Genomic DNA, 24,521 nt, shown 5'->3' on the forward strand with positions numbered 1-24,521 from the left:
AGTAATGCGTCTTTATCAAAAATATCCTCCCTTTTTGCGGTCTTCCATCGCCGCCTCAGTCTGCTGATCGTCGATACGGGTTTCACCGCGCTCGCTGATCCGTGACACGGTAATTTCGGCAACTACCTCTTCCAGTGTAGCGGCGCTTGACTCCACCGCGGCGGTACAAGTCATATCACCTACCGTACGGAATCGTACCTGACGGGTTACGATCTGGTCGTCCTCGTCTTTCTGGATAAAGTCGGTGTTAGCCAACAGGCGACCGTCACGCAGGATACACTCGCGCTCGTGGGCAAAGTAGATGCTGGGCAGAGGGATATTTTCACGCTGGATGTACGACCATACGTCCAGCTCAGTCCAGTTGGAGATAGGGAATACGCGTACGTTTTCGCCCTTGTGGATGCGTCCGTTAAACAGGTTCCACAACTCGGGGCGCTGACGCTTGGGGTCCCACTGACCAAACTCATCACGGAAGGAGAAGATACGTTCTTTGGCGCGGGCTTTCTCTTCGTCGCGGCGGGCGCCACCTATGCAGGCATCAAACTCAAACTCTTCGATGGTATCCAGCAGGGTGTAGGTCTGGAGCCAGTTGCGGCTGGCATTCTTACCCGTAGGCTCTTTCAGTCCTTTGGCTTTGATGGTATCCTCCACGTACCGTACAATCAGCTTGGCACCGGTACGGGCGGCTAACTCATCGCGGTACCTGATCGCTTCGGCAAAGTTATGTCCGGTATCTACGTGTACCAGCGGGAAGGGAATCTTACCGGGAGCGAAGGCCTTCTCAGCCAGACGAACCAGCGTGATAGAGTCTTTACCACCCGAAAACAGCAGAGCAGGGCGTTCGAACTGCCCGGCTACTTCACGCATGATATAGATCGCCTCGGCTTCGAGTTGATCCAGATAATCCATGCTGGGACGTTCGATGGTTTGGGTTTGATTAACGGCTACTGACATAGTTTTTTACTACGAATTAGATGCTGTATGAACAGCTGTGTTATCAGGGAAGGTTCTGACGCTGATCCGTTGTTGCGGGGCAGCTTTCAGAACCTTCGGAAGTTATAGATTCAATTCTTACTTGGCGTGCAGCCCACACTCCTTCTTGGACTCGTCTTCCCACCACCAGCGGCCGGCGCGGAAGTCTTCTCCCTCACGGATCGCACGGGTACATGGTCCACAGCCAATACTTACAAAGCCCCTATCGTGTAGTGGGTTGTAAGGCACGTTATTCACCTTGACGTACTCTTTCACCTTGTCAAATGACCAGTGGAGTATAGGGTGGAACTTGAAGAGCTGGTGCGCTTCGTCCCACTCCAGCTGAGGCATATCCTGACGGTTGCCCGACTGCTCAGCCCGGATACCAGTCACCCATATCTTGGCACCTTTCAGGGCACGGTTCAGAGGCTCTACCTTACGGATAAAGCAGCACTCCTTGCGGTTCTCGAGGGAGTCGTAGAAGCTCAGAGGCCCCTTCTCGCTTACCAGTTGTTCTACGGCCGCCGTCTGCGGATAGTATACCTGGATCTTGGTATCGTAGCGGTTGTTGGTTTTCTGCAGGGTCAGGTAGGTCTCGTTGAAGAGCCGTCCGGTATCCAGTGTGAAAACCTTAACATTTATATTATTAAGGTAAATAAGGTCAGTGATTACCTGATCTTCGTAGCCCAGGCTGGTCGAGAATACTACCTCACCGGGGAACAGATCCGCCAGAACAGCCAAAGCCTCGGCTTCAGTCTTGCCGGCGATAGCGGCATTCAAAGAGGATAGGTTGGTGTGCATGTTGGTTATTTTTTATTTATCAACTGCTATGGCGGCAGCCGATACGGCTACTGCCTGCTCAAAATCTTCAATCAGGTCTTCTACGGCTTCCAGTCCAACCGAGATACGGATCAGACCTTCGGTGATACCCAGCGCAGCCTTTTCGTCGGCTTTGAGTTTGGAATGGGTAGTCGTAAAAGGATTCGTAACAATGGTACGGGTATCACCCAGGTTGGATGATAGCGACGGGATCTGCAGAGCGTTAAAGAACGAGCTTACCCGCTCAAATCCGCCTTCCAGTTCGATAGTCACGATAGCACCACCGGCACTCATCTGCTTCTTAGCCAGGTCGTACTGTGGGTGCGACGGCAGGAAGGGATAGTTGACCCGCTTCACATCCGGATGCTTTTCCAGCGCCTGAGCCAGTTGCAGAGCATTAGACGAATGTCTGTCCATCCGGAGTTCCAGCGTTTCCAGGCTCTTGCTCAGTACCCACGCGTTGAACGGTGATAGCGAAGGACCCGTCTGACGACAGAAGAATCTAACGGCTTTGATATACTCTGGCTTACCCACCACTATTCCACCGAGTACACGACCCTGACCGTCCATAAACTTGGTAGCTGAGTGTACAATAATGTCAGCGCCAAACTCGGCCGGACACTGAATAGCCGGTGTAGCAAAACAGTTATCTACGTTAAAGATCAGACCATGCTTCTTACACAGACGACCGATCATTTCCAGATCTACCAGGTCAAGACCGGGGTTGGAAGGAGTCTCCAGGTACACCATACGCGTGCTAGGCTGTACGGCTGCTTCCCAGTCGCTCTCGCTGGCGTCAGCATCCAGGTAGGTGTAGGTAATCCCCCACTTGCTCAGGATCTGGGTGATGATCTGGTGCGCCGACCCGAACAGGGCCCGACTGGCCAGAATGTGATCACCCGACTTCAGCAGAGCCGCCATACTGGCAAATACCGCCGCCATACCGGTAGCCGTAGCTACACCGTCTTCGCAATCTTCGAGCATGCATACCTTATCAACAAATTCCTGAACAGAAGGATTCGAGAAACGGCTGTAAAGGTTACCGGTTTCGGTTTCGTCAAAAAGGGCCTTGCCCTGCTCAGCACTTTCAAAGGTAAAGCTGCTGGTCAGGTACAGGGGAGTTGAGTGCTCGCGGTTCTGCGACTTCTTGCTCTGTATGCGTATGGCTTTGGTTTGCTTCTTCATATTCTAAACTCTTTACTCAGGATACATTCAAAGATAATGCAGGACTATACTAGTTGTTAAAGACTACTTAGTACCATGTAAATAATCCTCAAACTTACCACAATTACTACAATACCCACGAGTATCATCATGGTTTTTATGGGCAGTCGGCGGGCTAAGGAAGCTGCGATCGGGGCTGCTGCCATACCACCTAAAATAAGTCCTACTATTACCTGCCAGTGTGAAAATCCGATCAGAGTAATGAAGGTCAGCGAGCTGGCCATCGAAACAAAGAACTCGGTCAGGTTCACCGATCCGATGGTATACTTGGGGTGACGGCCCCGGGCTATCAGGGTAGACGACACAATAGGTCCCCAGCCCCCACCACCTATGGCATCCAGTGAGCCACCGGCCATGGCCAGCCAGCCTACATTTTTAACGGGGCGCTTCTGAATGCGCTTCTTTAAGGCTTTCTTTATAATCAGTACCCCCAGGATCAGGGTATATACGGCTACGATAGGCTTGATAATAAACACATACTGCTCAAGGGAAGTAAGTACGTAGGCTCCCAGAATAGCACCGATAACACCCGGAATAAGCAGCGTCTTGAAAAGTTTGCTGTTTACGTTTCCAAACTTAAGGTGCATGTAGCCCGACACACCACTGGTGAAGATCTCGGAGGTATGTACACTGGCACTGGCTACTGAAGGAGGTAGACCCACCGAAAGCAGGAAAGTAGTAGCCGTAACTCCGTAGGCCATTCCCAAAGCACCGTCGATCATCTGAGCTATAAAACCACCCAACAGGTAGAAGAGAAAGTCTTCTTCCATTAGCAGCGCATTAACACCTACCTCTATACGGTCATAGGTAAGGTAGCTAAATAGCAGGTGCCCCACGATCATCAGCGCCAGGGCCGAAAACAGATTAATAGCTATCTCGGTACGGCTGCGCTCACGTAGTGCTACGGCCGATACCTTGCTACGCAGTACTCGCCAGTCTACCTTTTGTTTTGCATTATTTGTAGATGCATCTGTGTTATCTGCCGGGGGCTCGGGTAGGGAAGCGGCTTCATTGAAAACGGGATCAGATTCTTCGGGTAAGTCCCTTAGCAGAACCACATATCCTTGTTGCCGGGCTTGCTCAGCCAGGCGTCTATCTTCTTCCAGATCACCGGTAGCAATATAGGCAACCTGCATGGACTTCCACAGGGCCTTTTCCGGATCATCAGCGGTGGTTATTTGGGAGAATGACGTCTTCAAAGTCTATAAAGTATAGTAATTTTGTAGAGTAATAATATAAAAATATAATCGTTCCAGGAACGATACCACAAACGTAGTGGCAAATTGTTGATTTTCCAAGAATAATAGTCTAAAAGTTAGACAGTAACAATCCTCGGGGAATCAGAATTGGAGGTATAACGTTACTTTAATACAAAACATTCATCAACATCCGAGATCTGCCAAAGTAATCAATCATACGTACTGGGAGGATATTTTCCGGGAAAGGTTATTTTTGGCGGAGATCAAGCTACTAACTACTAAATGATGCAGGAAGACGTATTTATTGTATCAGCGGCCCGGACGCCCATTGGAAGCTTTGGAGGCGTACTTTCCGGATTGACTGCCACAGAGTTGGGTGGTAAGGCCATTAAGGGAGCGGTAGAAAAAGCCGGTATAGATCCCTCAGCCGTGGAGGAAGTATTTATGGGTAACGTAGTGTCGGCCAATGTGGGGCAGGCACCGGCCCGTCAGGCCGCTCTGTACGGTGGTCTGCCCAAAGAAGTAATATGTACTACCGTTAATAAAGTGTGTGCCTCGGGTATGAAAGCCGCCTCGATGGCTGCGCAGGCAATCCGTCTGGGCGATATCAGTATAGCCGTTGCCGGTGGGATGGAAAGCATGTCGCAGATCCCGTACTACCTGCCCAAGGGCCGTAATGGCTACGGCTATGGACACGGCGAGATTATAGATGGACTCCTGAAAGACGGCCTGACGGATGTATATGATCGTTGTGCCATGGGGGTATGCGGCGACCGCACCGCTACGGAGCATGGTATCAGTCGGGAGGAGCAGGACGCGTTTGCCATCCGCTCCTACCAGCGTAGCGCCGAAGCTACCCAGAGCGGCTTTTTCAAAGAGGAGATCATTCCCGTTGAGGTACCTCAGAAAAAGGGGGAGTCTCTGCTGGTAGTGGAGGACGAAGAGTACAAGCGGGTGAAGTTTGACAAGATCGCTACCCTGAAGCCGGTGTTTTCGCCCGAAGGTACCGTAACGGCGGCCAACGCCTCCACTATTAATGACGGAGCGGCGGCCTTTGTACTGGCTGGGGCTTCCAAGGTGAAGGAACTGGGGCTAACGCCCCTGGCCCGTATAGTAGCCTATGCCGACGCCGAGCAGGAGCCTAGCTGGTTTACGACTACGCCTATCATATCTACGCAGAAAGTACTTAAGAAGGCCGGCCTTTCGCTATCGGATATTGATTTCTTTGAGGTCAATGAAGCCTTTGCCGTAGTGGTACTGGCGTATATGAAAGCGCTGGAGGTATCTCCTGACAAGGTCAATGTACACGGTGGGGCCGTATCGCTGGGACATCCGCTGGGAGCCTCCGGAGCCCGTATCATGACTACCCTTACGCATGTACTGCGGCAGAGACAGGGACGCTACGGCCTGGCAGCGATCTGTAACGGTGGGGGAGGAGCTTCGGCTATTATTATTGAAAGAGTGTAGTAAGTAGTTGCAGCATAAAAAAGCGGGATGTTCTCTAAGAGCATCCCGCTTTTTTTGTTCTATCAGGTACTTGCTAGTCTTCAATCAGGTTTTTCAGACGGTCATAAAAGCCGGTGCTCTTGAAGGTAAAGGTCTTGTGCAGAATGTAGTTACTCATAAAGCTGAATCCCATACCTATCACATAGCACACCATCTCATTGACATTGATGGTTTTGGCGCCGGGCAGATGAAATTCGTAGGTCTGAAAGTAGGCGTTGGAAATCATGTAGGAAAGGCGCGCAAATAGATCCGTTACGAATCCCGAAAAGATAGCCACCATAAAAAATTTGATCATTTCGCGGCGGGTCTGATTGGTGCGGCGGGCATCAAATGCAAACAGCTTGGTCAGAGTAAATCCGACGATCAGCGAAACAAGGTAAGAGGGCCAGATGGACTGCTGAAAGGTAAGGCCGAACCAATCCTGTAATAAACTACTAGAAATGAGCTGTACGACGGCACCGGTACCAGCTACCAGGAAATAGGCTACAAGGTCCTTCTTGTTAAATACTTTAGTTGTTGCGGTGGATATCACTACTTTCATTAGGCTACAGGTATAGAATCTGTCGGGCTCAATATTAGGAATAAATAGCCCATAAAACAATGTATGTACGTATAATTTATCAAAATAAGGCAGGCGTTGAGGGGGCTCCCCAGGTTGGGGTTCAGTACCTACATTGGACAAGTAACTAGGGGGTACGGGTGGTATGGAACAGTGTTTTCATGTGATTATTGTACAGTTATACATCTAAAATTGATATAACCCGCTAAAGATAGATAAGTTATGAAGAAGGCACTATTATCTCTACTATTAGTATTTGGAGTTACGCTGGCCAACGCTCAGACGCAACGCTGGGCCGTGGGTTTTAAGCTGGGGGAGCCTACCGGGGTGAACCTGCGTAAGTACGGTAATCACAATGCACTGGACATAACTATAGGTACTTACGGAGGGCTTTTGGGAATGGACCGGTCCTATCGCAGTGGTACGTACCGCAACGCCGGGATTATGCTGAATACCTCTTATCTATGGTATACCCCTTTGCTGGCAGAGCGTATGACCGTCTACACTGGCTTAGGGGCTCAGCTGAACTCACGCCGGTACTACCCCGACCGGTTTAGCAATGTAGGAGCTTATACTAATAATATCTCTATTGGGCCTTCGGCTACCGCCGGACTGGAGTATTTCTCGGCCCGTAGGCCATCGTCGTATTTTATAGAGGGAGGCACTTATGTAGAACTGCTGCCGGCATTTCTATTTATAAGTCCGCAGGTTAGTGCGGGAATTCGACACAATTTCTAATTTTTTAAACAAGAACAATCATGAAAAAGATAACACTAATTGGCTCAGTACTATCAGCAATGCTGATGTTTTCTTCCTGCTCGTCGTTCAGAGACATGTCTGACAGCCTGAGAAGAACTGATAATGAAAACGTAGCCGAGAGAAGAACAGGCTCTACCAGCGATGAGAGATTCTCACGGTCTATGACCGAAGATTTTAATTATACACGGGCTACCGATGATAACGGAGGCAATCGTACACAGGGTACATACAGTACGGGAGATGCTCCAATACAGGGAGGTGACGGCAAGTCGGGTACTGCGGGTACTGTAGGAACCAATCAGAATGCCCGGATGTCAGGCGAGTCGGACCAGAATGCGATGACCAACCGTAGGAACCGGAACAGCCGGAATACCAACGAAACTCAGCGCAACAGTGAAGGGTATACCAACACGAATAACACCTGGCAGGATGAAAGCAACGCCTATAACAGTGGCCAGATGAGCCAGAATCGTCAGAGCGGCCAAAACCAGTATAGCGGCAATGATAACAATCATTACAATACTAATAACCGCCAGAATGACCGCAATTACAGTAACTACAACCGTAGCGACTATACCAATCAGAACAACCGGGGAGGCCAGATGAATGGACAGCGCTATAGTACCAATGACAATACCAATAACAACTACAACAATTACGACAGCAACCGGGAGTATTCTGATAATTATGACAATGGCTTCAGTAGCAATCAGACCATGAGGCCGGAGGTAAGCAGCGTAAACCGTAATATCAAGGAGAACGCTGACTACCGCCGCAATAACTTCCAGAACAATGGTCCGACCACCCGTAATGGAAATGCCAACTATAACAACCAGAACTCCCGTAACGCCTCTAACCGTAACGCCTCTAATACGCAGATGAATCCGGGGGACCCCCAGGTTATGTATGATTACCGGTATGGTAATGATGGTAGCGGAAGATACCCTAATCAACCAATCACTGATGCCCGGTATAGCTACCGTGATAACCGCAGCAATGCCAATCAGATGAATGGTCAGGATAACTACGATAACCAGTCCGGTATGCGGGATAATTACCCCAATCCGTACCGCAATGAGAACCGTAACGCTTACGCTAATACAAGCCGTACCGATATGGAGCGACTGGGCGACCTGGTGCTGTACGAGATCGATAATATAGAAAATAATATGAGGGATATGGCCGAAAAGGCTAAGACCAGTACCCGTAAAGAGCGTGAGCAAATGGAGAAACAGCTGAAGGACCTGGAGAAGGACCGGATGGATCTGTACCAGGCTCATATGAAAATATACCGGGAAGGCCGCAATGATATGGAGTCGGTAGAGCGTGACGTAAGAGATACGCTGAAACGTATCCGAAATGGTCAGAGCAATAAGTAATCGTATAAATACTATTGTAACAGCTTACCTGAACGAGGCGAAGTACTATCCGGTACTTCGCCTCGTTTTTATATCAGTATCGGGTAGAGTTAACTTTGCTTCGTAAGGAGCTATACTTTCTAAACAATAGTATACGGATTGATAGTTGCTACAACAAATCACATCTACTTGTACTTCACGGATGCTACTCGTCTATATACTCTGCCTGCTCCTTGTTCTGGGGCTTCTGTACTTTAAGTTTGTTCGTGATGAGATGGACTGGGTGCAGACCGGAGTGGCATCTAATATTCAACTCAAAACAATACGACCGGACTGGCCGGGTACACCTGTTAACAAACAGGGGCGCTTTCTGAATGAAGATGGTCAACCCATACCGGGCTTTGCTGAACTGTGGCGCTGGCAGACCGAAACGAACCCGCAGAAGGAAGAGAAAAAGCGTGATACGTTTAAGCTACTGGTGGTTGAAGACGACCATTTTCTGCACTCGGAGCAGGATTGCCTGGTCTGGCTGGGGCACGCATCTTTCTTCATCCGGCTCAATGGCGTTACGCTGCTTACCGATCCGGTACTGACTACGCCTTCCAGCTTCATGAAGCGGCATTCACAACTACCCATTGATCCTACTAAGATCACCGGACTGGATTACATACTTCTTTCCCACGACCACCGTGATCACTGCGATCAGAAAAGTGTGCAGATGCTGCATCGTCAGAATCCGCAGGCCGAGCTACTGACGGGACTGATGCTGGATGAGCTACTGAAGGAGTGGGTGCCGGGAGCCAGGTGCCAGGCCGCCGGATGGTACCAGCAGTATAGTACAGATACCAGTAAGATAGAAATCATATACCTGCCCGCCCACCACTGGGGGCGTCGGTACCTCAACGATACCAACGTACGGCTCTGGGGCAGCTACCTGATCCGGTCGGGTGGGAAGAGCATCTATTTTGGAGCCGACTCCGGCTACGCCAGCCATTACCCCGACTTCAAGGAGCAGTTTGGTTCGGTAGATGTAGCCCTGCTGGGGGTGGGGGCTTACAAGCCCGAGTGGTTCATGGCAGCCAGCCATATGGGCCCCTCCGATGCTGTACGGGCCGCCCAACAGATCGGGGCGCGCACCTTCATCCCCATGCACTACGGTACGTTTGACCTATCCGATGAGCCGCTGGGCGACCCTTACCGCCGTCTGCAGGAGCTAAAAAAAGAGCCGCCCAATAGATCATTGATCTATCTGGCGGCTGTCGGGGAGGTAATTTCGTTATGACTAGTTGCCTGCGGCTTTTCTGGCTGCTTTATCCTTTAAGCTCTGGCTGAGATCATCAAAGGATTCCGCTACTTTACGAAAGGCGCTTTCAGTAGCCTTGGCACTTTCATCTTTCTTCATGGATCCTTTGCGGAGCGCATCCAGGATGGAGCAGATGGCCATACGGTTATTTACATATTCCTTATAAAACTCGTCATTGACCTGCGTCTTGGACTGCGAGATACCTTCTACCATACTTTTGAGGGAAGAAGATAATTCGAGTGGAGATGCGTTTCCTTGTGCGATCATCTGATTGAGCTGCTGGGCATCCGATCGGGCCGCATCCGACAACTGACCGGCTAGTTTGGCCAGCTCAGTTTCGTTATACTCTTTGCTGACTACCAGCCACGCCATCTTGTCCAGCGGACAGCCATTGTCCAGGCCGTTGTTGGCTGCCGTGCGGGCTGTGCTGCTGGTCTTGGAGGTAGAGGTGGTAGGCTGACTACTCACGCACTGGGTAAGGATCAAAGCCAGTGATATCCATAGAGTATACACCGAAATACGTTTCATGACTTAGGTAGGTTAAAATGTTCTGTTTAATGCGCTGTTGGCATAAGTTAGATAAAAATAATTGACTAAGGTTTAAAACGTATAAGTACTAAACAAGTCCGAAGCCTAAAAAGGCCGCTCTGATTACAGAGCGGCCTTTTTATACAATGTCTTATCTGCTTTAATTATCCATTAAAACAAGGCAAAGCCCAGGGTAGCCTGCCACAGGTTGCTTTTACGTCCAAACTGAGCGGCTGTCTGCGAATTTCCATAGCGGATGTTCATGACATCATTGAAATTTCCTTCATAGCGAACGTCCAGACTCAGACGGCCCAGATCCAAACCTACACCAGCCTGATATCCAAAAGCAGTACGGCTCTCAAACATTTCTCTTGAATCTTCGCCAAAGAATTCAGCAAAAGCATCGCCTACGGGCCAGTTAGATAAGCGGAACGAAGCCATCGGACCAGCATTTACGCGGAAGACTTTACCGATTCGCGCACCTAGTAGTACCGGAATGTCAACGTTAGAGAATTTTACATCTACTTCTCCCTGTGAGTTGGTTACACCGTCACGGTATACATTGAAAGTACCTCCTTTTTGAGATACCAGAATCTCGGGCTGTACATAGAACCCACGACCAAATCGCATAAATACACCACCTACAAAGCCGAATGAACGGTCAGACATATCGCGGAAGTCAAATGCGCTACCACCGTTGTTTAGAGCAAGGTCATTACCACGAATGTTGGACAGGTTAGCACCTGCTTTGATACCAAAGCGGAAGAACGGATCCCAGCTATTGTCTTTAACCCGGTAGGTGTCGTTCGTGTTGTTGGCACTGTTGGTCTGATCGTACCCGTAGGTCGTTGTGGTGACAGTGCGGGTAGTAACGCTGTAATTAGTAGCTGAGCTGTCGACGGTGGTACTATCTTGTGATTGAGCGAAAGTCCCGTAACCCATGAAAGTGGAAAAAGCCACTACGAATAGTTTTTTCATAGCTATTTAAAGTTTAAGTGTGTTAAGTATGATTAGTTTGGTTTGATAGGAGTAGGAAAAAATCTATACCATATGCCAAAAGAACCTGTTAAATCTTGTAAAAAAGAAGGATGGGTAGCTGTTTCCCCAGCAGGTTCTACACGTTTTTTGCTGGTACAGGGCAGGTGAAGGTAAGGCAACAGTAAGAGTTTGTGGGCAAAAACGCTAATTTTGCGGCCATACTACCTACTGATTCCAACTATTAACGAAATAGAAAGAGCGAATGAGTGAATATAATCACCGCGACATTGAGAGTAACTGGCAGAAGTTCTGGGATGAGAACCAGACCTACCGGGTAGATACCCACACCGGTAAGCCCAAATACTATGTACTGGATATGTTCCCTTACCCATCCGGGGCAGGGCTACACGTGGGGCACCCGCTGGGGTACATAGCCTCTGATATCTACTCGCGGTACAAGCGGCTCAAAGGGTTTAATGTCCTGCACCCCATGGGCTTTGACAGCTTTGGCCTGCCCGCCGAGCAGTACGCCATCCAGACCGGACAGCACCCGGCTATCACTACCGAACAAAACATAGCGCGGTACATCGAGCAGCTCAAGAACATTGGGTTCAGCTACGACTGGAGCCGTGAGGTACGTACCTCTGATCCCGGCTACTACCGCTGGACGCAGTGGATATTCATGGAACTGTTCCGCAGCTGGTACAACAACGATACCAATAAGGCCGAGCCTATCGAAACCCTGCTCACTAAATTCCAAGAAAGTGGGAATGGGCAAGTAAATGCCCCCTGTGATGAGGATACCCCCATCTTCACTGCTGACGAGTGGCGGGCCATGAGCGAAGAACAACAGTACCTAATCACCCTCAAGTACCGCCTGACCTATGTAGCCGACGCTACCGTAAACTGGTGCGCCGGACTGGGATCTGTTCTTTCCAACGATGAGGTAAAGGATGGTGTATCGGAGCGGGGCGGATTCCCCGTAGAGCAGAAGCTGATGCGTCAGTGGATGATGCGAATCACAGCCTACGCCCAGCGCCTGCTGGACGGCCTGGATGGTCTGGACTGGACCGAGTCGCTGAAAGAGCAGCAGCGTAACTGGATCGGACGCTCCGTGGGGGCGCTGGTGAAGTTTGCGGTAGATCAGCATCCTGATCGCCAGATCGAGGTATTCACCACCCGGGTTGATACTATATATGGAGTAACATTTATGGTACTGGCGCCTGAGCACGAGCTCGTAGCTGAGATCACTACGCCCGAGCAGCAGGCCGAGATTGATGCCTATCTGGATCAGACCCGGCGGAAGTCGGAGCGGGACCGGATGGCGGATGTCAAAACGGTATCGGGGGCCTTTACCGGCGCTTACGCCATCAATCCATTTAACGAAGAGAAGATACCTGTATACATAGCGGACTACGTACTGGCCGGCTACGGTACCGGAGCCGTAATGGCCGTACCGTCAGGCGACCAGCGCGACTGGAACTTCGCCCGTCATTTTGGGTTGCCCATAGTACCTATTCTGGATGCCCAGAAGGATACCGAAACAGAGGCGGACGCAACCAAAGAAGGCCGCTACATCAACTCCGGCATTGTCAACGGCATGGAGTATAAGGAGGCTACTACCACGCTCATCAACTGGCTGGAAGAAAAAGGCCTTGGCAAAGGCAAGATCAACTACCGCCTGCGTGATGCGGTATTCAGCCGTCAGCGCTATTGGGGAGAGCCCGTACCGGTATACTATAAGGATGGAGTACCTTACCTGATCGAGGAGAGACAGCTGCCGCTGGAACTACCCGCAGTAGATAAGTACCTGCCTACCGAGTCGGGCGAGCCACCACTGGGCCGGGCCGAAGGCTGGAAGTACCAGGATGCCTACGAGTACGAGCTAAGTACTATGCCGGGCTGGGCCGGAAGTAGCTGGTACTGGTATCGCTACATGGATCCTCAGAATCAGGAAGACTTTGCTTCTGAAGAGGCTATCAACTACTGGCGCAATGTAGACTTATATATAGGAGGTACCGAGCACGCGACCGGTCACCTGCTGTACAGCCGCTTCTGGAACAAGTTCCTGAAAGACCGTGGCTATGTACCCGAGGAGGAGCCGTTTAAGAAGCTCATCAACCAGGGTATGATCCAGGGCCGGAGCAGCTTCGTGTACCGCGTCAAGAGCAACGACTACAGCAAGCCGGTATTTGTGAGCGCCGGACTCAGAGATCAATACGACGTAACGCCGCTGCATGTGGATGTGAATATCGTGGAGAACGATGTACTGGATATAGAGAAGTTCAAAGCTACCCGCCTGGATATAGCCGGTGAGAACGCCGAATTTATCCTGGAAGAATCGGGCTCGCACCAAGGCAAGTATGTATGTGGGGTAGAGGTGGAGAAGATGTCTAAGTCGAAGTTCAACGTGGTGAATCCTGACGACATCGTAGTACGCTACGGAGCCGATACCCTGCGTCTGTACGAAATGTTCCTGGGCCCCCTGGAGCAGGCCAAGCCCTGGAATACCAACGGCATCGACGGTACCTACCGCTTTATCCGGAAGTTCTGGCGCCTATTCTACAACGACAACGGACAGTGGCTGGTGACGGAGGAGGCCCCCAAAGCCGAGGAACTGCGCGTGTTGCACAAGACCATCAAGAAAGTAGAAGAGGATATTGAGCACTTCTCGTTCAACACCGCGGTGAGTGCCTTCATGGTGTGCGTCAACGAGCTGAGCAGCCTGAAGTGCCATAAGAAAGCCATCCTGCAGGAACTGGTAATACTGCTGTCGTCCTACGCGCCGCATATCAGCGAAGAGCTGTGGGCGGCCCTGGGCCATGAGAAAGGTACCGTATCCAAAGCCGACTTCCCTAAATGGGAGCAGCAGTACGTGGTGGATGATGTATTTGAGTACCCGATCCAGATCAACGGCAAGGTACGTACTACACTGCCTTTCGCCCTGGATACCGCTCCGCCGGATATCGAGAAGGAAGTACTGGCCAACGAAACTGTACAACGCTGGCTGGAAGGAAAAACACCGAAGAAGGTCATCGTGGTACCGAAGCGGATTGTCAACGTAGTAGTCTAAAAACAAAACAGGGAGAGGCTAGTCCTCTCCCTGTTTGCTTATTACCTCCCTTAATTTCCCACTTGTTAAGTGGTTCACAACCATTACCTGGGCTCCTGATGGAAGAGCTTCGGTAGAAACCAAATCTAATCTTTATTATTTTGACTGGCCCGAAAGCTGCATACCTGTGATGGCGGCTTTCTGCTCAGGTGTATATTTCTTGCTGGTTACCAGGCGATCCTTGCAGGGAGCCGGTGTTTCCTCGGCGGGTACTGAGGTCGGCAAACTTTTTGCCGCGGCCTTCAGAATGGCAGACTTATCGTCTGACAGAGTCGAAGTATGTACAGTGGTAGTGTCCCTGGATGAGCTATCGGCAAAGGCCGCAGAAGTACTCAGGACCGGAGTACTAAGCGCTAAAGCGCAGGCGAAGATTTTAACTAGATTTTTCATGGCTTTCAAATTTTTCTTTTGGCTAATAGTAATGTCTTAATCGACATGACAAAGGTATATCTCTAATCAGAATTGCACTTTAATAAGTAAATGAACGGATAAGGCGTTGGATGAGCGGGCGTTATCGTATGAGTAATGGTATTCGGCCTGATAACGCCCGCCCTTATGTACATTCAGTTTACTCAATGGTCAGCTTGCGCTGGGTTACCTGCTTCTGGTTGCTAATGGTGAAGGATCTTACTTCTGCCTCTCCGTTACCGATTACTTCTACGGTATATTCTCCATCGCCCAGGTTACTTACATCAAACTTGTAGCATTGCTTCAGGTGCTTCTTACCCACATGCTCCTTGGACAGGATGTCACCCCCGGCGTTACGGATCAGGACGGTAGTAGGGATGTTGCTATTCTTTACAATGATAACAGCCAGTCTGCCGTCGATGGTAGTATAAGCACCCGTTTGAAAGGAAGTAGGCTTAGCGGCCTCTTTATCAGGACCAGCAAATGCTACCGAAGTACTAAGCGCCAATGCGCAGATAAGGGATTTGAAAATAGTTTTCATGGCTTTTTTTGATTTTTAAAAGTGGCTAATAGTTGTCGTTATTGACAGTACAAATATATGTGCATTGCGAGGTACTTTGTATTGCATAGTACATGAATGGAGACTAACTGGGATAAGTGGTAATTTGCTGTTGGTAGCTGGTGCCTGGTTCTGAGGCTGTTTAAAATATCGTTTCTGCCCGAAATCAATACCTTTGTGGTCTATGAGGTTTTCTGGGGAGAACTGGCAGTATCCAACCTATAACTACTATTCATGCGGAAGGCAAAGATCCTGTTTGTACTGGGGTGTCTGATAGGCTTACTAAACTATGCGTATGCCCAAAGGAAAGTAGCTATTAATGAAACTCAGGAAGTGGACTCGGCCTTTGCCGCACTGGTCAGAGACTTCAGAAGTATCAGGCAGTTCAGCAGGAGTACGTTGAAGCTGCCCCTTCTGTACCAAACGGGCGGCTATGAGGTCAGATTGGCCGATTCGGCTCTGAATATTCCCAAACAGCGGCTGGTACTGACTAATCCGTTCGGCGCTGATGCGTATCCTCTTTCGTATTCAGTCATTTACCAGAATTGTCTGGTCAGTTTGTTTGCTCCGGGCTACTTTGCCTGCTACACGATCGAAGGTTTTCAGCGTAACCTGCCACTCGAGGAGCAGCTCAATACGAAGCAATTTGAGAAACACTGGCTCCTGGACGGCTACCTGGTGGGCCTGTCCAGCGGAAGTTACTGGCAGTACTCACCGGGTACAGGTTGGGAACCGTATTCTAAGCAGGTACCTTTCAAAGATCGCCCGAAGCTGTATGAAGATAAGGACTATTTGGTATACAACGAGTGTAGAGGAGAGTTTGGCGGGCAGATATATTTCTACCATAAGCGGACACAAAAGACCTACAGTACCGAGTCAGTATGTGCGGTTAGGGTAAGCCATTCCAAACAAGGATATGAAGTACTTTCTAATCTGGGGCATGGTACCGGTCATACCAGAAAAGTACTGATTCGGGATCCCCGCAAACTGCCCAAAGTCAGCGATTTGATGTTTGACCTATACTCCATCGAGCTATTTGGTGGCTTTAAGTGGCAGAATCAGGACATCTACCTCCTGAATCTGGCTGGCTACACCCACCTAGCTACCCTTTCCGATCGTATCTTTGTTATTGTTGATCCACTATTTAATGGAAGACTATATACGCACAGGCCGCTATCGACGGACTATGGTAGTATGTCTTTGATAAATTTAGATCACTATGGCACCGGTAAAGATCGGGAAGTGGCTTGTATGGTGACTAGAGGGGATCAGATTGTGGTGCTTAATTGGCATGAACTGCACCGCTGGTAACTGGTAGAAGCTCTAAGAATAGAGTAGTTCGTACGTATATTGTAAAGTTGATTGATTATACCTGATGAAGTTTTTGAAACCTTTCCTGATAATAGCTTTTGCGCTCGGCATCACCGCCTGCTCCCCCCGGACCTATGTTCATGTCAATAACCTGGCTGAGTACCTGCGCTACCAGCCGGGCAAAAAGCCCCAGATCAGTGCTCACCGGGGTGGAGGGGATTACAACGGCTACCCTGAAAACTGTATCGAATCATTTGCCTTTTTGGCTCGTAAGATGCCCATTGTGATCGAAACAGATATAGCCATGACCCGTGACAGTGTGCTGCTCATGATGCACGATGATACCTACGAACGTACCACTACCGGTACCGGCCGGGTGTCTGACCAAACCTGGGAGTACGCTCAGACCCTCCACCTGGAAGACAACCGGGGCAACCGTACCCGCTACCGGATACCGACCCTGGATGAAGTACTGAAGTGGGGCAGGGGCAAAGTCATATATACGTTGGACGTGAAGCGCAGCGTACCCCTGCACTGGGTGGTGGAGGCCGTACAGCGGGCCGGTGCCGCCAACTATGCGGTCATCATTACCTATTCGGTACAGCAGGCTGAGCTGGTCCACCGCCTGGATCCTTCCCTGATGATATCCGTTACGATCCGTACTATGGAAGAGTACCAGCGCCTGCACGAGGCTGGCGTACCTGACAACCGGATGGTGGCCTTTGTAGGTACCCGCGAAGCTCCGGCCGAACTCTATGACTTTCTGCATAAGAAGGGCATTATGTGCATCCTGGGTACCCTTGGTAACCTCGACAAAATGGCCATTGCCCGCGGTGATGAGGTGTACGTGAAATTTGTGGAGAATGGAGCCGATATCCTATCCACTGACCGCCCCATCGAAGCCGGCAGGGTACTGGGACTGGTGAAGTAGTAGTTTAGAGGAGAAAGGGAGGAAAGAAAAAAGGAGGAAAGTCACCTATCATGGCCTTCCTCCTTTTTTCATTTATAGTACTACAGTATATTATTCCAGCGACTGAAGCAGATCTACCAGGTGGTCCAGTTGGCGCAGGTTCAGATTTTTATCCCTGACCACGGCGCGAGCGGTTTTCTGCTGGTCGGGCAGTCGGGACAGAATGTACTTTTCGTTGAGCCGGATGGGGATGAGGTCGTCGTTCTCCATGTGAAGCATCAGGGCCTCCATCTTAAAGTACTCGAAATCATGCTTGACAGCATCGTTGTAGCCGTTTCGTTCGGTCTTGTCCAATCGGGCTTTGTGCTGTTTGACGAGGCTTATCTTTCCCCTATGGATCAGCTCGAAGTACTGGTCCTTGATCCGGACAAACTCCCGGTTGTTGATCCAGAATCGGGGAGGTGTTACTTTGGTCTCCTTCCCCTCCCAAAGTACCACCAGGTTATCTTCCATTACATCGTAGTTGAGGTATACGTGTAGCTTTTTGCTGTTATCAAGCTGAATGTGCCCTTTGGGCCAGCCGTTGTAGAGAAAGGAAGATCCCTTGATGGCTACGGTGTGGCTGCCTCCGTCCTGCGAGTTACGGTTGTAGTCATAGTTCTGGCCAATGAAGTTGTAGTAGTGTATGTCTGTAAGCGAATCATACGCTACTTCTTTAGTATGTTGCGCCAGGGCAGTTTGAGAGCCTGAAAGCAGTAACAGTAACACGAGGATATGTAATACTTTCATGGTGCTTCAGAATATAGTAATCTTTCAGAGTAATGGTAGTAAGCTATTCATGGACAGCTGTTTGTTAAACGAATAAGTACCAAGATTGGCTACCCTAAGATACAAAATTTTCTTAGAAGAATATCAATGAAAAAGCAAAAGCGCCTACTTTAAGGTAGGCGCTTTTGGTGACATGGGTGACAATGTAGGATCAGGCCTCTTCGGTCCGGTTGATAACCACTTTGGGTTTGCGACGGGACTTCTTCATGGTTACGTCGTAGAGGTCAGTACGGCGGTCTTTCATGGTCTGCACCGAGCCGTGCTCATGGAGCTCCTTCAGCTGCACCAGATCTACATCGGCAATTAGCATCATCTCGGTATTGGGAGTAGCTTCGGACTTGATGGCGTTGGTCGGAAACTGGAAATCAGAGGGCGTAAATACCGCCGACTGGGCATAGTGAATGTCCATGTTCTCGACGCCCGGCAGGTTACCCACACAGCCCGAGATCGCCACGTAACATTCATTCTCGATCGCCCGCGCCTGCGCACAGTTCCTTACCCGCATGTAGCCGTTCTGGGTATCGGTCAGGAAGGGTACGAACAGGATCTCCATCCCCTGCTTACCTAATATCCGGCTCAGTTCCGGAAACTCCACATCATAGCAGATAGCGATTCCGATTTTGCCGCAGTCGGTGTCAAATACGTGTACTTCGTCGCCTCCCACCATTCCATAATGCTTCACCTCGTTGGGCGTAATGTGCGTTTTGCGGTATTCTTCGAAGGTACCATCGCGTCGGTACAGGTAGGCCGCGTTGTAAAGCTGGCCGCCGTCCATGAGCGGCATACTACCCCCTACTATATTCACATTGTAAGAAATAGCAAACTCCTGCATTTTCTTCCTGACTTCTTCGGTATAGGTAGCCAGTTGTCGGATGGCCTGCGGCTCGGGCATGTAGTTAAACTCGGCCAGCAGGGGCATGTTAAAGAACTCAGGGAACAGAATAAAGTCGGCCTTGTAAGAGCTTACCGCATCCACAAAGAACTCTACCTGGTCGTAAAAGGCCTGTACATTATTGAATAAACGCATCTGCCATTGTACTACTCCTATGCGTATAATAGAGTCAGAAGGGTTTGTACGGTTCTTGTCGGGCTGGAAATAGATATTGTTCCACTCCAGCAGCGTAGCGTACTCCTTGGATTCGGTATCACCGGGCAGATAACTCTTCAGTACTTTACGTACGTGAAAGTCATTGGCCAACTGGAAAGTCAGCGTAGAGTCATAGATTTCACGACGCTTTACTTTTTCTATATACTCTTTGGGGGTAAGCTCATTCGAGTAGGTATTGTAGTTAGGTATACGCCCCCCGGCCACAATACTACGCAGGTTCAGGCGTTCACACACTTCCTTACGGGCATCATACAGGCGTCGTCCCAGGCGCAGATCGCGGTAACCGGGATGTACAAATACTTCGATACCATAGAGTACATCGCCCTTGGGATCATGGGTGCGGAAGCTGTAGTTACCCGTAATCTCCTGGTAGGTATGTTCGTCCCCGTATTTATCATATTTAACAACAATGGCTAAGGCACAGGCTACTACTTTGCCATCCACCTCCACACATAATTGTCCCTCCGGAAATTTTTCCAGCAGGATGTCAATTTTATCTTCGTGCCAGTACTGCCCGCCAATACCCCGATAGGCTTCTATCATGGTGGCTTTCAGATCCTGGTAATCTTCTTTTGTAAGGTTTCTGGTTACAATCTTCATAAATGCAATGTATTGATATTGTGTGGCTTTACTTGTTTAGTACAGCGTCCGGCAGCTGCTTGCCCAGGCAGATAGGGAAGAAAAAAGCTAGTAGGAAAATGCAAAAACCGGATTTGGGATTAATCAGCTCTACTTTATTGAAATGTATTGTTAGCAGGTGTCAGTAAACCAATACAGGAGCAAGAGAGAGGGTGGAAATCACAAACAGTAAAACTGTATTTCTTCAAATATAACAAAAAAAGCCGTAACGAAGGTTTCGTTACGGCTATAAAGTATTTGTGAAGAATGAAGCTGGATTTAGGAATAACTACACCTTAGCCAGCCGTTTATCCATCTCCTCCAGGTGCTCGTCGGTGAAGTCCAGGTGGGTCACAAACCGTACCAGGTGCTTACCGAACGGTACCGCCCGGATCCGCAGCATTTCGAGCCGGCGTACGTAGTCTTCGGCCGTGATGCTTTCGGGTAGCTGGATGATCACTATGTTGGTATCTATGGGGTAGATATCCTCTACTTCGGATTTCTGACGGAACATCTCGCCAATAGTCCGGGCGCGGGCGTGGTCTTCTTTGAGTCGGTCTACGTGGTGGTCGAGTGCGTAAATACCTGCCGCCGCCAGATAACCGGCCTGACGCCAGCCTCCTCCCATTACTTTGCGGAAGCGACGGGCTTTCTTGATAAAATCAGTCTTACCCAGCAGCAGCGACCCTACCGGACAGCCCAGCCCTTTGGACAGGCAGATGCTGATCGAGTCAAACTCCAGGCCGTACTGAGCGGGTGATTCGCCCGTTTCGACCAGGGCATTGAACAGGCGGGCACCGTCCAGGTGCAGGGGTAGGTTGTGGTCGTCGCACACCCGGCGAATAGCTCTGATCTCTTCCAGACTGTAGTAGGAGCCGCCTCCCTTATTCATGGTGTTTTCGAGCGACACCAGCCGCGTTACGGCCGCGTGTATATCGTCCGGATTGTTGATGGCATCCTTTACCTGACGGGCTGTGATACGGCCCCGGTCGCCGTCCAGCAACCGTACCGAAGAGAACGCATTCTGCATGATACCTCCGCCTTCGTACAGGTATATATGTGACAGCTTATCACAGATCACCTCACTACCCGGCTGCGTATGTACTTTGATGGCCAGTTGGTTGGTCATGGTACCCGACGGACAGAACAGCGCCGCCGACATGCCAAACAGGCGGGCCGCTTTTTCTTCGAGCGCGTTGATGGTAGGATCATCTCCGAGTACGTCATCACCTACCTCCGCAGCCCACATAGCACGTTGCATCTCAAGGGTAGGTCGGGTGATGGTATCGGAGCGAAGATCAATCGTTATCATTTAAATTATCCTGTTTTGTTAATAAAGTGTAGTAACCAGAACTAATTAAAGTACAAAGAACGTACATAGTCAGGTAACATCCGCTTATCCTTTATATTTTGCTATTCCAGCGTGGAATGGTTAAATTGCTTTTCGTTTACCTCTGACAGTATTCATCTACCATTTTTCAACAATACATAATGGCAGCAATTACCTTAACCATCAACGGCAAACCGCACGAAATGGACGTTGATCCACGGATGCCGCTCCTGTGGGCCATACGCGATGTGGCGGGTCTGAAGGGGACCAAATTCGGGTGCGGTATCTCCCAGTGTGGTGCCTGTACGGTACATATTGATGGCAAGCCATCACGGTCGTGCTCATTTCCGGTGCAGGCCGCCGCTGGTAAAAAAATCACAACCATCGAAGGCATTGGCAGCGAGGATAATCTTCATGCTGTGCAGAAGGCCTGGATCGAAGAGCAGGTACCCCAGTGTGGCTACTGCCAGTCGGGCCAGATCATGAGTGCCGTGGCGCTACTGGAAAGCAAGCCTAATCCTACCGACGAGGACATTGACAACGCCATGCGTGGCAATATCTGTCGCTGTGGTACCTACCAGCGCGTTCGTAAAGCAATTCATTCAGCAGCATCAGCAAAAGCATCAGCAAACAAGAAAGGCAATGGCATCACAGGAGGTAAATAAGAAATCAGATGGTCAGGGCGTTGCGCGGCAAAGCGTTGCGCGTCGCGATTTCATGAAGATCGCCGGGCTGTCAGGAGTGGGCCTTATGCTGGGCTTTACTACCAGGGCCAACGGAGCCGTAGCCTCAGTAGTCAATATCAGTGAGCAGGCGCCAGCCGCCGTACTGTCATTTGAGCTGCTGCCCTTCGTGGTGATCGATAACGCCGGAGGTATCACGCTCATCAACCACCGCCCCGACATGGGCCAGGCTACCTGGCAGGCGGTGCCGATGATGATCGCGGAAGAACTGGAAGTAGGTCTGGATCAGATCAGGATACAGCAGTCCGATGGGTTACGTAAGTACGGAGGCCAGCTATCGGGTGGTAGTAGTACCGTCCGTACCGGCTGGACCCGTCTGCGTCAGGCCGGAGCTGCGGCCCGGGAGATGTTCGTGCAGGCCGCTGCCACCCGCTGGAACGCCAGTAAAGACGACTGCTACGCCAAAGAAGGTAAAATATACCACAAGCCCACCGGCAAGAGCCTGACGTACGGAGACCTGGTAGAGGATGCTTCTAAACTGGAAGTACCTAAGGATATTCCCCTGAAGGCTAAGAAAGACTTCAAAGTACTGGGCAAATCGCTGCCCCGCCCCGAAGTACCTTCCAAGGTAACGGGTCAGGCCGAGTTTGGGATGGACGTGGAGGTACCCGGTATGCTGTTCGCATCTATTGAGCGTTGTCCGGCCATCCACGGCAAGGTGGTTTCTTTTGACGATACCGCTGCCAAAAAAGTAGCCGGTGTAAAGATGGTAGTAAAGGCCGAGCGCCCGCTGCCCTACAAAACGCTGGAAAGCGTAGCCGTACTGGCCGACAACTATTGGGCCGCCCTGCAGGGGCGCAAAGCGCTGAAGGTACAGTGGGACAATGGCAACTATCCCGCCAAAATGACTACCGATCGCTACTTTGCTCAGCTACGCGAGGCGGCCAAGAAAGATGCTCCTTCGTACAGCAACATAGGCAATGTCAGCGAGGCCATCAGTAAGGCTGCCAAGAAGCTGGAAGCGCAGTACGAAACGCCCTTCCTGGCCCACGCTCCCATGGAACCGGAGGTGGCTGTGGCGCACGTGAAGGACGATGGTACCTGTGAAATATGGGCACCGGTACAGGGTCCCGACGGAGCCATCGAGCAGGTAGCGCAGTACCTCGGTATTGCTCCCGAGAAAGTAAAGGTCAATGTACCTTTCCTGGGTGGGGCCTTCGGTCGTAAAGCCTATCTGGACTTTGTGCTGGAAGCCGTCAATCTTTCCAGGCAGGCCAAGGCTCCGGTGAAGGTAGTCTGGACGAGGGAGGATGATATTCAACAAGGACCGTTCCGCCCCGGTATGCTCAGCGCGATGCGCGGAGGTGTAGACGCCAAGGGTAACATCGTTGCTTTCGAACATACGCTCATTGGTGAGTCGATCTCCGGACAGGTGTACAAGAGCTTTACGGAAGGTAAGCCCGACGCCTGGGCGGGTGAAGGAATCAGCCACGAGGAGAGCCCTTATGCTTTTCCCAACGCCAAAGTTGGCTTTACCCGCGTTACTACCGATATACCCATTGTATGGTGGCGTTCGGTGTATGCATCCAACAGTGGTTTTGGTCACGAATCATTTGTAGATGAACTGGCTCACGCCGCCGGAAAAGACCCGCTAGCGGCCCGTATGGAACTCATGAAGGATCAGCCCCGCTTCCTGAAGGTACTTAAGACGCTGGGCGAAAAGTCCAACTGGAACCAGAAGTTGCCAGCCGGTATGGGCAAGGGTATCGCCATTACCAAATCGTTTGGCAGTATCTGTGGCCATGTCGTCTACGTCAGGAAGGAAGGCACTGGCGTGAAAGTTGACCGTGTGGTGTCGGTGATCGACTGCGGTATGTACGTCAATCCGGACAATGTCCGCGCTCAGACCGAAGGTAACATCGTGATGGGTATTTCGGCGGCTACTAAGCCTGGTATCACCTTTGCCGATGGTAAAGCGCAGCAGTCCAACTTCCACCAGTACCGCGTACTACGCATGGACGAGATGCCTAAGGTAGAGATTCATATCATCGAAAACGAAGAAGCTCCCGGAGGAGTAGGTGAGCCCGGTCTACCACCCGTGGCACCCGCCCTTTGTAACGCTATATTCTCGGCAACCGGTCAGCGCATCCGCAAGCTGCCTTTCGACCTTACAAAGCTTAGCTAGGTATTAGCTATTAGGAGTTAGCTTTTAGCTTTTAAAATCAGAATAGGAGTGTAGTATAAAAGAAGAGAGGCCAATTCCACTGTGGGATTGGCCTCTCTTCTTTTAGTAGGTAATTAGAGTATTATAAATCTAGCTAAGTACTAATACCTAACTGTATTGGTTAACTAGGTTATTGCAAGGGCAAAATTTGTCCACAGCGGATGCTGTTTTTGAGCCATTTGGATGGGTGTCATATTATTAATGCCTTGATGGGGACGATGATGA

21 protein-coding genes are annotated in these 24,521 nt (G+C 50.3%); 9 read left to right on the top strand and 12 right to left on the bottom strand.

What is annotated here, in order from left to right; translation table 11 throughout:
• Positions 1–15: 15 nt before the first annotated feature.
• From cysD to JTN23_RS14125, 4 genes are all read right to left on the bottom strand, one after another.
• A complete protein-coding gene (cysD, locus tag JTN23_RS14110; RefSeq protein ID WP_247235515.1) occupies positions 16–909 on the bottom strand; it encodes a sulfate adenylyltransferase subunit CysD in 894 nt (297 codons plus the stop codon).
• Between the two features lie 162 nt (positions 910–1,071).
• Positions 1,072–1,773, bottom strand: a complete 702-nt coding sequence (locus JTN23_RS14115; RefSeq protein ID WP_247235491.1) for a phosphoadenylyl-sulfate reductase — start codon at positions 1,771–1,773, stop codon at positions 1,072–1,074.
• Positions 1,774–1,785: 12 nt separating this feature from the next.
• Entirely contained in the window at positions 1,786–2,976 is a 1,191-nt protein-coding gene (locus JTN23_RS14120) for a trans-sulfuration enzyme family protein (RefSeq protein ID WP_247235492.1), read from the bottom strand.
• 56 nt (positions 2,977–3,032) lie between these two features.
• Positions 3,033–4,214, bottom strand: coding sequence for a sulfite exporter TauE/SafE family protein (locus tag JTN23_RS14125; protein ID WP_247235493.1), 1,182 nt, complete (start codon positions 4,212–4,214; stop codon positions 3,033–3,035).
• A 285-nt stretch (positions 4,215–4,499) separates the two neighbouring features.
• Between JTN23_RS14125 and JTN23_RS14130 the strand changes: the two genes are divergently transcribed.
• Positions 4,500–5,681 (top strand): thiolase family protein, encoded by a 1,182-nt coding sequence (locus JTN23_RS14130; protein WP_247235516.1) that lies wholly within the window; start codon positions 4,500–4,502, stop codon positions 5,679–5,681.
• A 73-nt stretch (positions 5,682–5,754) separates the two neighbouring features.
• On the opposite strand, the gene JTN23_RS14135 is transcribed toward JTN23_RS14130, so the two are convergent.
• Positions 5,755–6,261, bottom strand: coding sequence for a GtrA family protein (locus JTN23_RS14135; protein WP_247235494.1), 507 nt, complete (start codon positions 6,259–6,261; stop codon positions 5,755–5,757).
• 240 nt (positions 6,262–6,501) lie between these two features.
• On the opposite strand from JTN23_RS14135, the gene JTN23_RS14140 reads away from it, so the two are divergent.
• The 3 genes from JTN23_RS14140 to JTN23_RS14150 all read left to right on the top strand — a co-directional run bounded on the left by JTN23_RS14140 (position 6,502) and on the right by JTN23_RS14150 (position 9,678).
• On the top strand, positions 6,502–7,017 hold the full coding sequence (locus JTN23_RS14140; RefSeq protein ID WP_247235495.1) for a hypothetical protein: 516 nt from the start codon (positions 6,502–6,504) through the stop codon (positions 7,015–7,017).
• 20 nt (positions 7,018–7,037) lie between these two features.
• On the top strand, positions 7,038–8,417 hold the full coding sequence (locus JTN23_RS14145; RefSeq protein ID WP_247235496.1) for a hypothetical protein: 1,380 nt from the start codon (positions 7,038–7,040) through the stop codon (positions 8,415–8,417).
• Positions 8,418–8,598: 181 nt separating this feature from the next.
• Entirely contained in the window at positions 8,599–9,678 is a 1,080-nt protein-coding gene (locus JTN23_RS14150; RefSeq protein ID WP_247235497.1) for an MBL fold metallo-hydrolase, read from the top strand.
• Here JTN23_RS14150 and JTN23_RS14155 read toward each other — a convergent pair whose 3' ends face one another.
• Positions 9,679–10,227, bottom strand: coding sequence for a hypothetical protein (locus tag JTN23_RS14155; RefSeq protein ID WP_247235498.1), 549 nt, complete (start codon positions 10,225–10,227; stop codon positions 9,679–9,681).
• A gap of 171 nt (positions 10,228–10,398) precedes the next feature.
• Complete coding sequence (locus JTN23_RS14160; RefSeq protein WP_247235499.1) at positions 10,399–11,205, bottom strand: porin family protein; 807 nt, start codon at positions 11,203–11,205, stop codon at positions 10,399–10,401.
• Positions 11,206–11,467: 262 nt separating this feature from the next.
• Here JTN23_RS14160 and leuS point away from each other — a divergent pair, with 262 nt between their 5' ends.
• Complete coding sequence (gene leuS / locus JTN23_RS14165) at positions 11,468–14,278, top strand: leucine--tRNA ligase (RefSeq protein ID WP_247235500.1); 2,811 nt, start codon at positions 11,468–11,470, stop codon at positions 14,276–14,278.
• 135 nt (positions 14,279–14,413) lie between these two features.
• Here leuS and JTN23_RS14170 read toward each other — a convergent pair whose 3' ends face one another.
• Positions 14,414–14,707 carry a hypothetical protein gene (locus JTN23_RS14170; protein ID WP_247235501.1) on the bottom strand — a complete coding sequence of 98 codons (294 nt, stop codon included), beginning with the start codon at positions 14,705–14,707 and terminating at the stop codon, positions 14,414–14,416.
• 178 nt (positions 14,708–14,885) lie between these two features.
• On the bottom strand, positions 14,886–15,266 hold the full coding sequence (locus JTN23_RS14175) for a hypothetical protein (RefSeq protein ID WP_247235502.1): 381 nt from the start codon (positions 15,264–15,266) through the stop codon (positions 14,886–14,888).
• A gap of 252 nt (positions 15,267–15,518) precedes the next feature.
• Here JTN23_RS14175 and JTN23_RS14180 point away from each other — a divergent pair, with 252 nt between their 5' ends.
• On the top strand, positions 15,519–16,595 hold the full coding sequence (locus JTN23_RS14180) for a hypothetical protein (RefSeq protein WP_247235503.1): 1,077 nt from the start codon (positions 15,519–15,521) through the stop codon (positions 16,593–16,595).
• A gap of 64 nt (positions 16,596–16,659) precedes the next feature.
• Complete coding sequence (locus JTN23_RS14185) at positions 16,660–17,526, top strand: glycerophosphodiester phosphodiesterase family protein (protein WP_247235504.1); 867 nt, start codon at positions 16,660–16,662, stop codon at positions 17,524–17,526.
• A 90-nt stretch (positions 17,527–17,616) separates the two neighbouring features.
• On the opposite strand, the gene JTN23_RS14190 is transcribed toward JTN23_RS14185, so the two are convergent.
• The 3 genes from JTN23_RS14190 to JTN23_RS14200 form a co-directional block, all read right to left on the bottom strand.
• Entirely contained in the window at positions 17,617–18,294 is a 678-nt protein-coding gene (locus JTN23_RS14190) for a hypothetical protein (protein ID WP_247235505.1), read from the bottom strand.
• 190 nt (positions 18,295–18,484) lie between these two features.
• Positions 18,485–20,041, bottom strand: coding sequence for a bifunctional GNAT family N-acetyltransferase/carbon-nitrogen hydrolase family protein (locus tag JTN23_RS14195; RefSeq protein WP_247235506.1), 1,557 nt, complete (start codon positions 20,039–20,041; stop codon positions 18,485–18,487).
• Positions 20,042–20,348: 307 nt separating this feature from the next.
• Positions 20,349–21,368, bottom strand: coding sequence for a threonine aldolase family protein (locus tag JTN23_RS14200; RefSeq protein WP_247235517.1), 1,020 nt, complete (start codon positions 21,366–21,368; stop codon positions 20,349–20,351).
• 182 nt (positions 21,369–21,550) lie between these two features.
• Here JTN23_RS14200 and JTN23_RS14205 point away from each other — a divergent pair, with 182 nt between their 5' ends.
• Entirely contained in the window at positions 21,551–22,054 is a 504-nt protein-coding gene (locus JTN23_RS14205) for a (2Fe-2S)-binding protein (protein ID WP_247235507.1), read from the top strand.
• Positions 22,032–24,257, top strand: a complete 2,226-nt coding sequence (locus JTN23_RS14210; protein ID WP_247235508.1) for a xanthine dehydrogenase family protein molybdopterin-binding subunit — start codon at positions 22,032–22,034, stop codon at positions 24,255–24,257. The genes JTN23_RS14205 and JTN23_RS14210 overlap by 23 nt, the downstream gene beginning before the upstream one ends.
• Positions 24,258–24,521: the final 264 nt, after the last annotated feature.

It is taken from the genome of Telluribacter roseus (assembly GCF_017355915.2).
GTDB lineage: Bacteria > Bacteroidota > Bacteroidia > Cytophagales > Spirosomataceae > Telluribacter.

Excerpts from the sequence above, each read along its gene's own strand:
- cysD (WP_247235515.1), bottom strand. The coding sequence starts at position 909 with ATGGATTATCTGGATCAACTCGAAGCCGAGGCGATCTATATCATGCGT.
- JTN23_RS14115 (WP_247235491.1), bottom strand. The coding sequence starts at position 1,773 with ATGCACACCAACCTATCCTCTTTGAATGCCGCTATCGCCGGCAAGACT.
- JTN23_RS14120 (WP_247235492.1), bottom strand. The coding sequence starts at position 2,976 with ATGAAGAAGCAAACCAAAGCCATACGCATACAGAGCAAGAAGTCGCAG.
- JTN23_RS14130 (WP_247235516.1), top strand. The coding sequence starts at position 4,500 with ATGCAGGAAGACGTATTTATTGTATCAGCGGCCCGGACGCCCATTGGA.
- JTN23_RS14135 (WP_247235494.1), bottom strand. The coding sequence starts at position 6,261 with ATGAAAGTAGTGATATCCACCGCAACAACTAAAGTATTTAACAAGAAG.
- JTN23_RS14140 (WP_247235495.1), top strand. The coding sequence starts at position 6,502 with ATGAAGAAGGCACTATTATCTCTACTATTAGTATTTGGAGTTACGCTG.
- JTN23_RS14145 (WP_247235496.1), top strand. The coding sequence starts at position 7,038 with ATGAAAAAGATAACACTAATTGGCTCAGTACTATCAGCAATGCTGATG.
- JTN23_RS14150 (WP_247235497.1), top strand. The coding sequence starts at position 8,599 with ATGCTACTCGTCTATATACTCTGCCTGCTCCTTGTTCTGGGGCTTCTG.
- JTN23_RS14155 (WP_247235498.1), bottom strand. The coding sequence starts at position 10,227 with ATGAAACGTATTTCGGTGTATACTCTATGGATATCACTGGCTTTGATC.
- JTN23_RS14160 (WP_247235499.1), bottom strand. The coding sequence starts at position 11,205 with ATGAAAAAACTATTCGTAGTGGCTTTTTCCACTTTCATGGGTTACGGG.
- leuS (WP_247235500.1), top strand. The coding sequence starts at position 11,468 with ATGAGTGAATATAATCACCGCGACATTGAGAGTAACTGGCAGAAGTTC.
- JTN23_RS14170 (WP_247235501.1), bottom strand. The coding sequence starts at position 14,707 with ATGAAAAATCTAGTTAAAATCTTCGCCTGCGCTTTAGCGCTTAGTACT.
- JTN23_RS14175 (WP_247235502.1), bottom strand. The coding sequence starts at position 15,266 with ATGAAAACTATTTTCAAATCCCTTATCTGCGCATTGGCGCTTAGTACT.
- JTN23_RS14180 (WP_247235503.1), top strand. The coding sequence starts at position 15,519 with ATGCGGAAGGCAAAGATCCTGTTTGTACTGGGGTGTCTGATAGGCTTA.
- JTN23_RS14185 (WP_247235504.1), top strand. The coding sequence starts at position 16,660 with ATGAAGTTTTTGAAACCTTTCCTGATAATAGCTTTTGCGCTCGGCATC.
- JTN23_RS14190 (WP_247235505.1), bottom strand. The coding sequence starts at position 18,294 with ATGAAAGTATTACATATCCTCGTGTTACTGTTACTGCTTTCAGGCTCT.
- JTN23_RS14195 (WP_247235506.1), bottom strand. The coding sequence starts at position 20,041 with ATGAAGATTGTAACCAGAAACCTTACAAAAGAAGATTACCAGGATCTG.
- JTN23_RS14205 (WP_247235507.1), top strand. The coding sequence starts at position 21,551 with ATGGCAGCAATTACCTTAACCATCAACGGCAAACCGCACGAAATGGAC.
- JTN23_RS14210 (WP_247235508.1), top strand. The coding sequence starts at position 22,032 with ATGGCATCACAGGAGGTAAATAAGAAATCAGATGGTCAGGGCGTTGCG.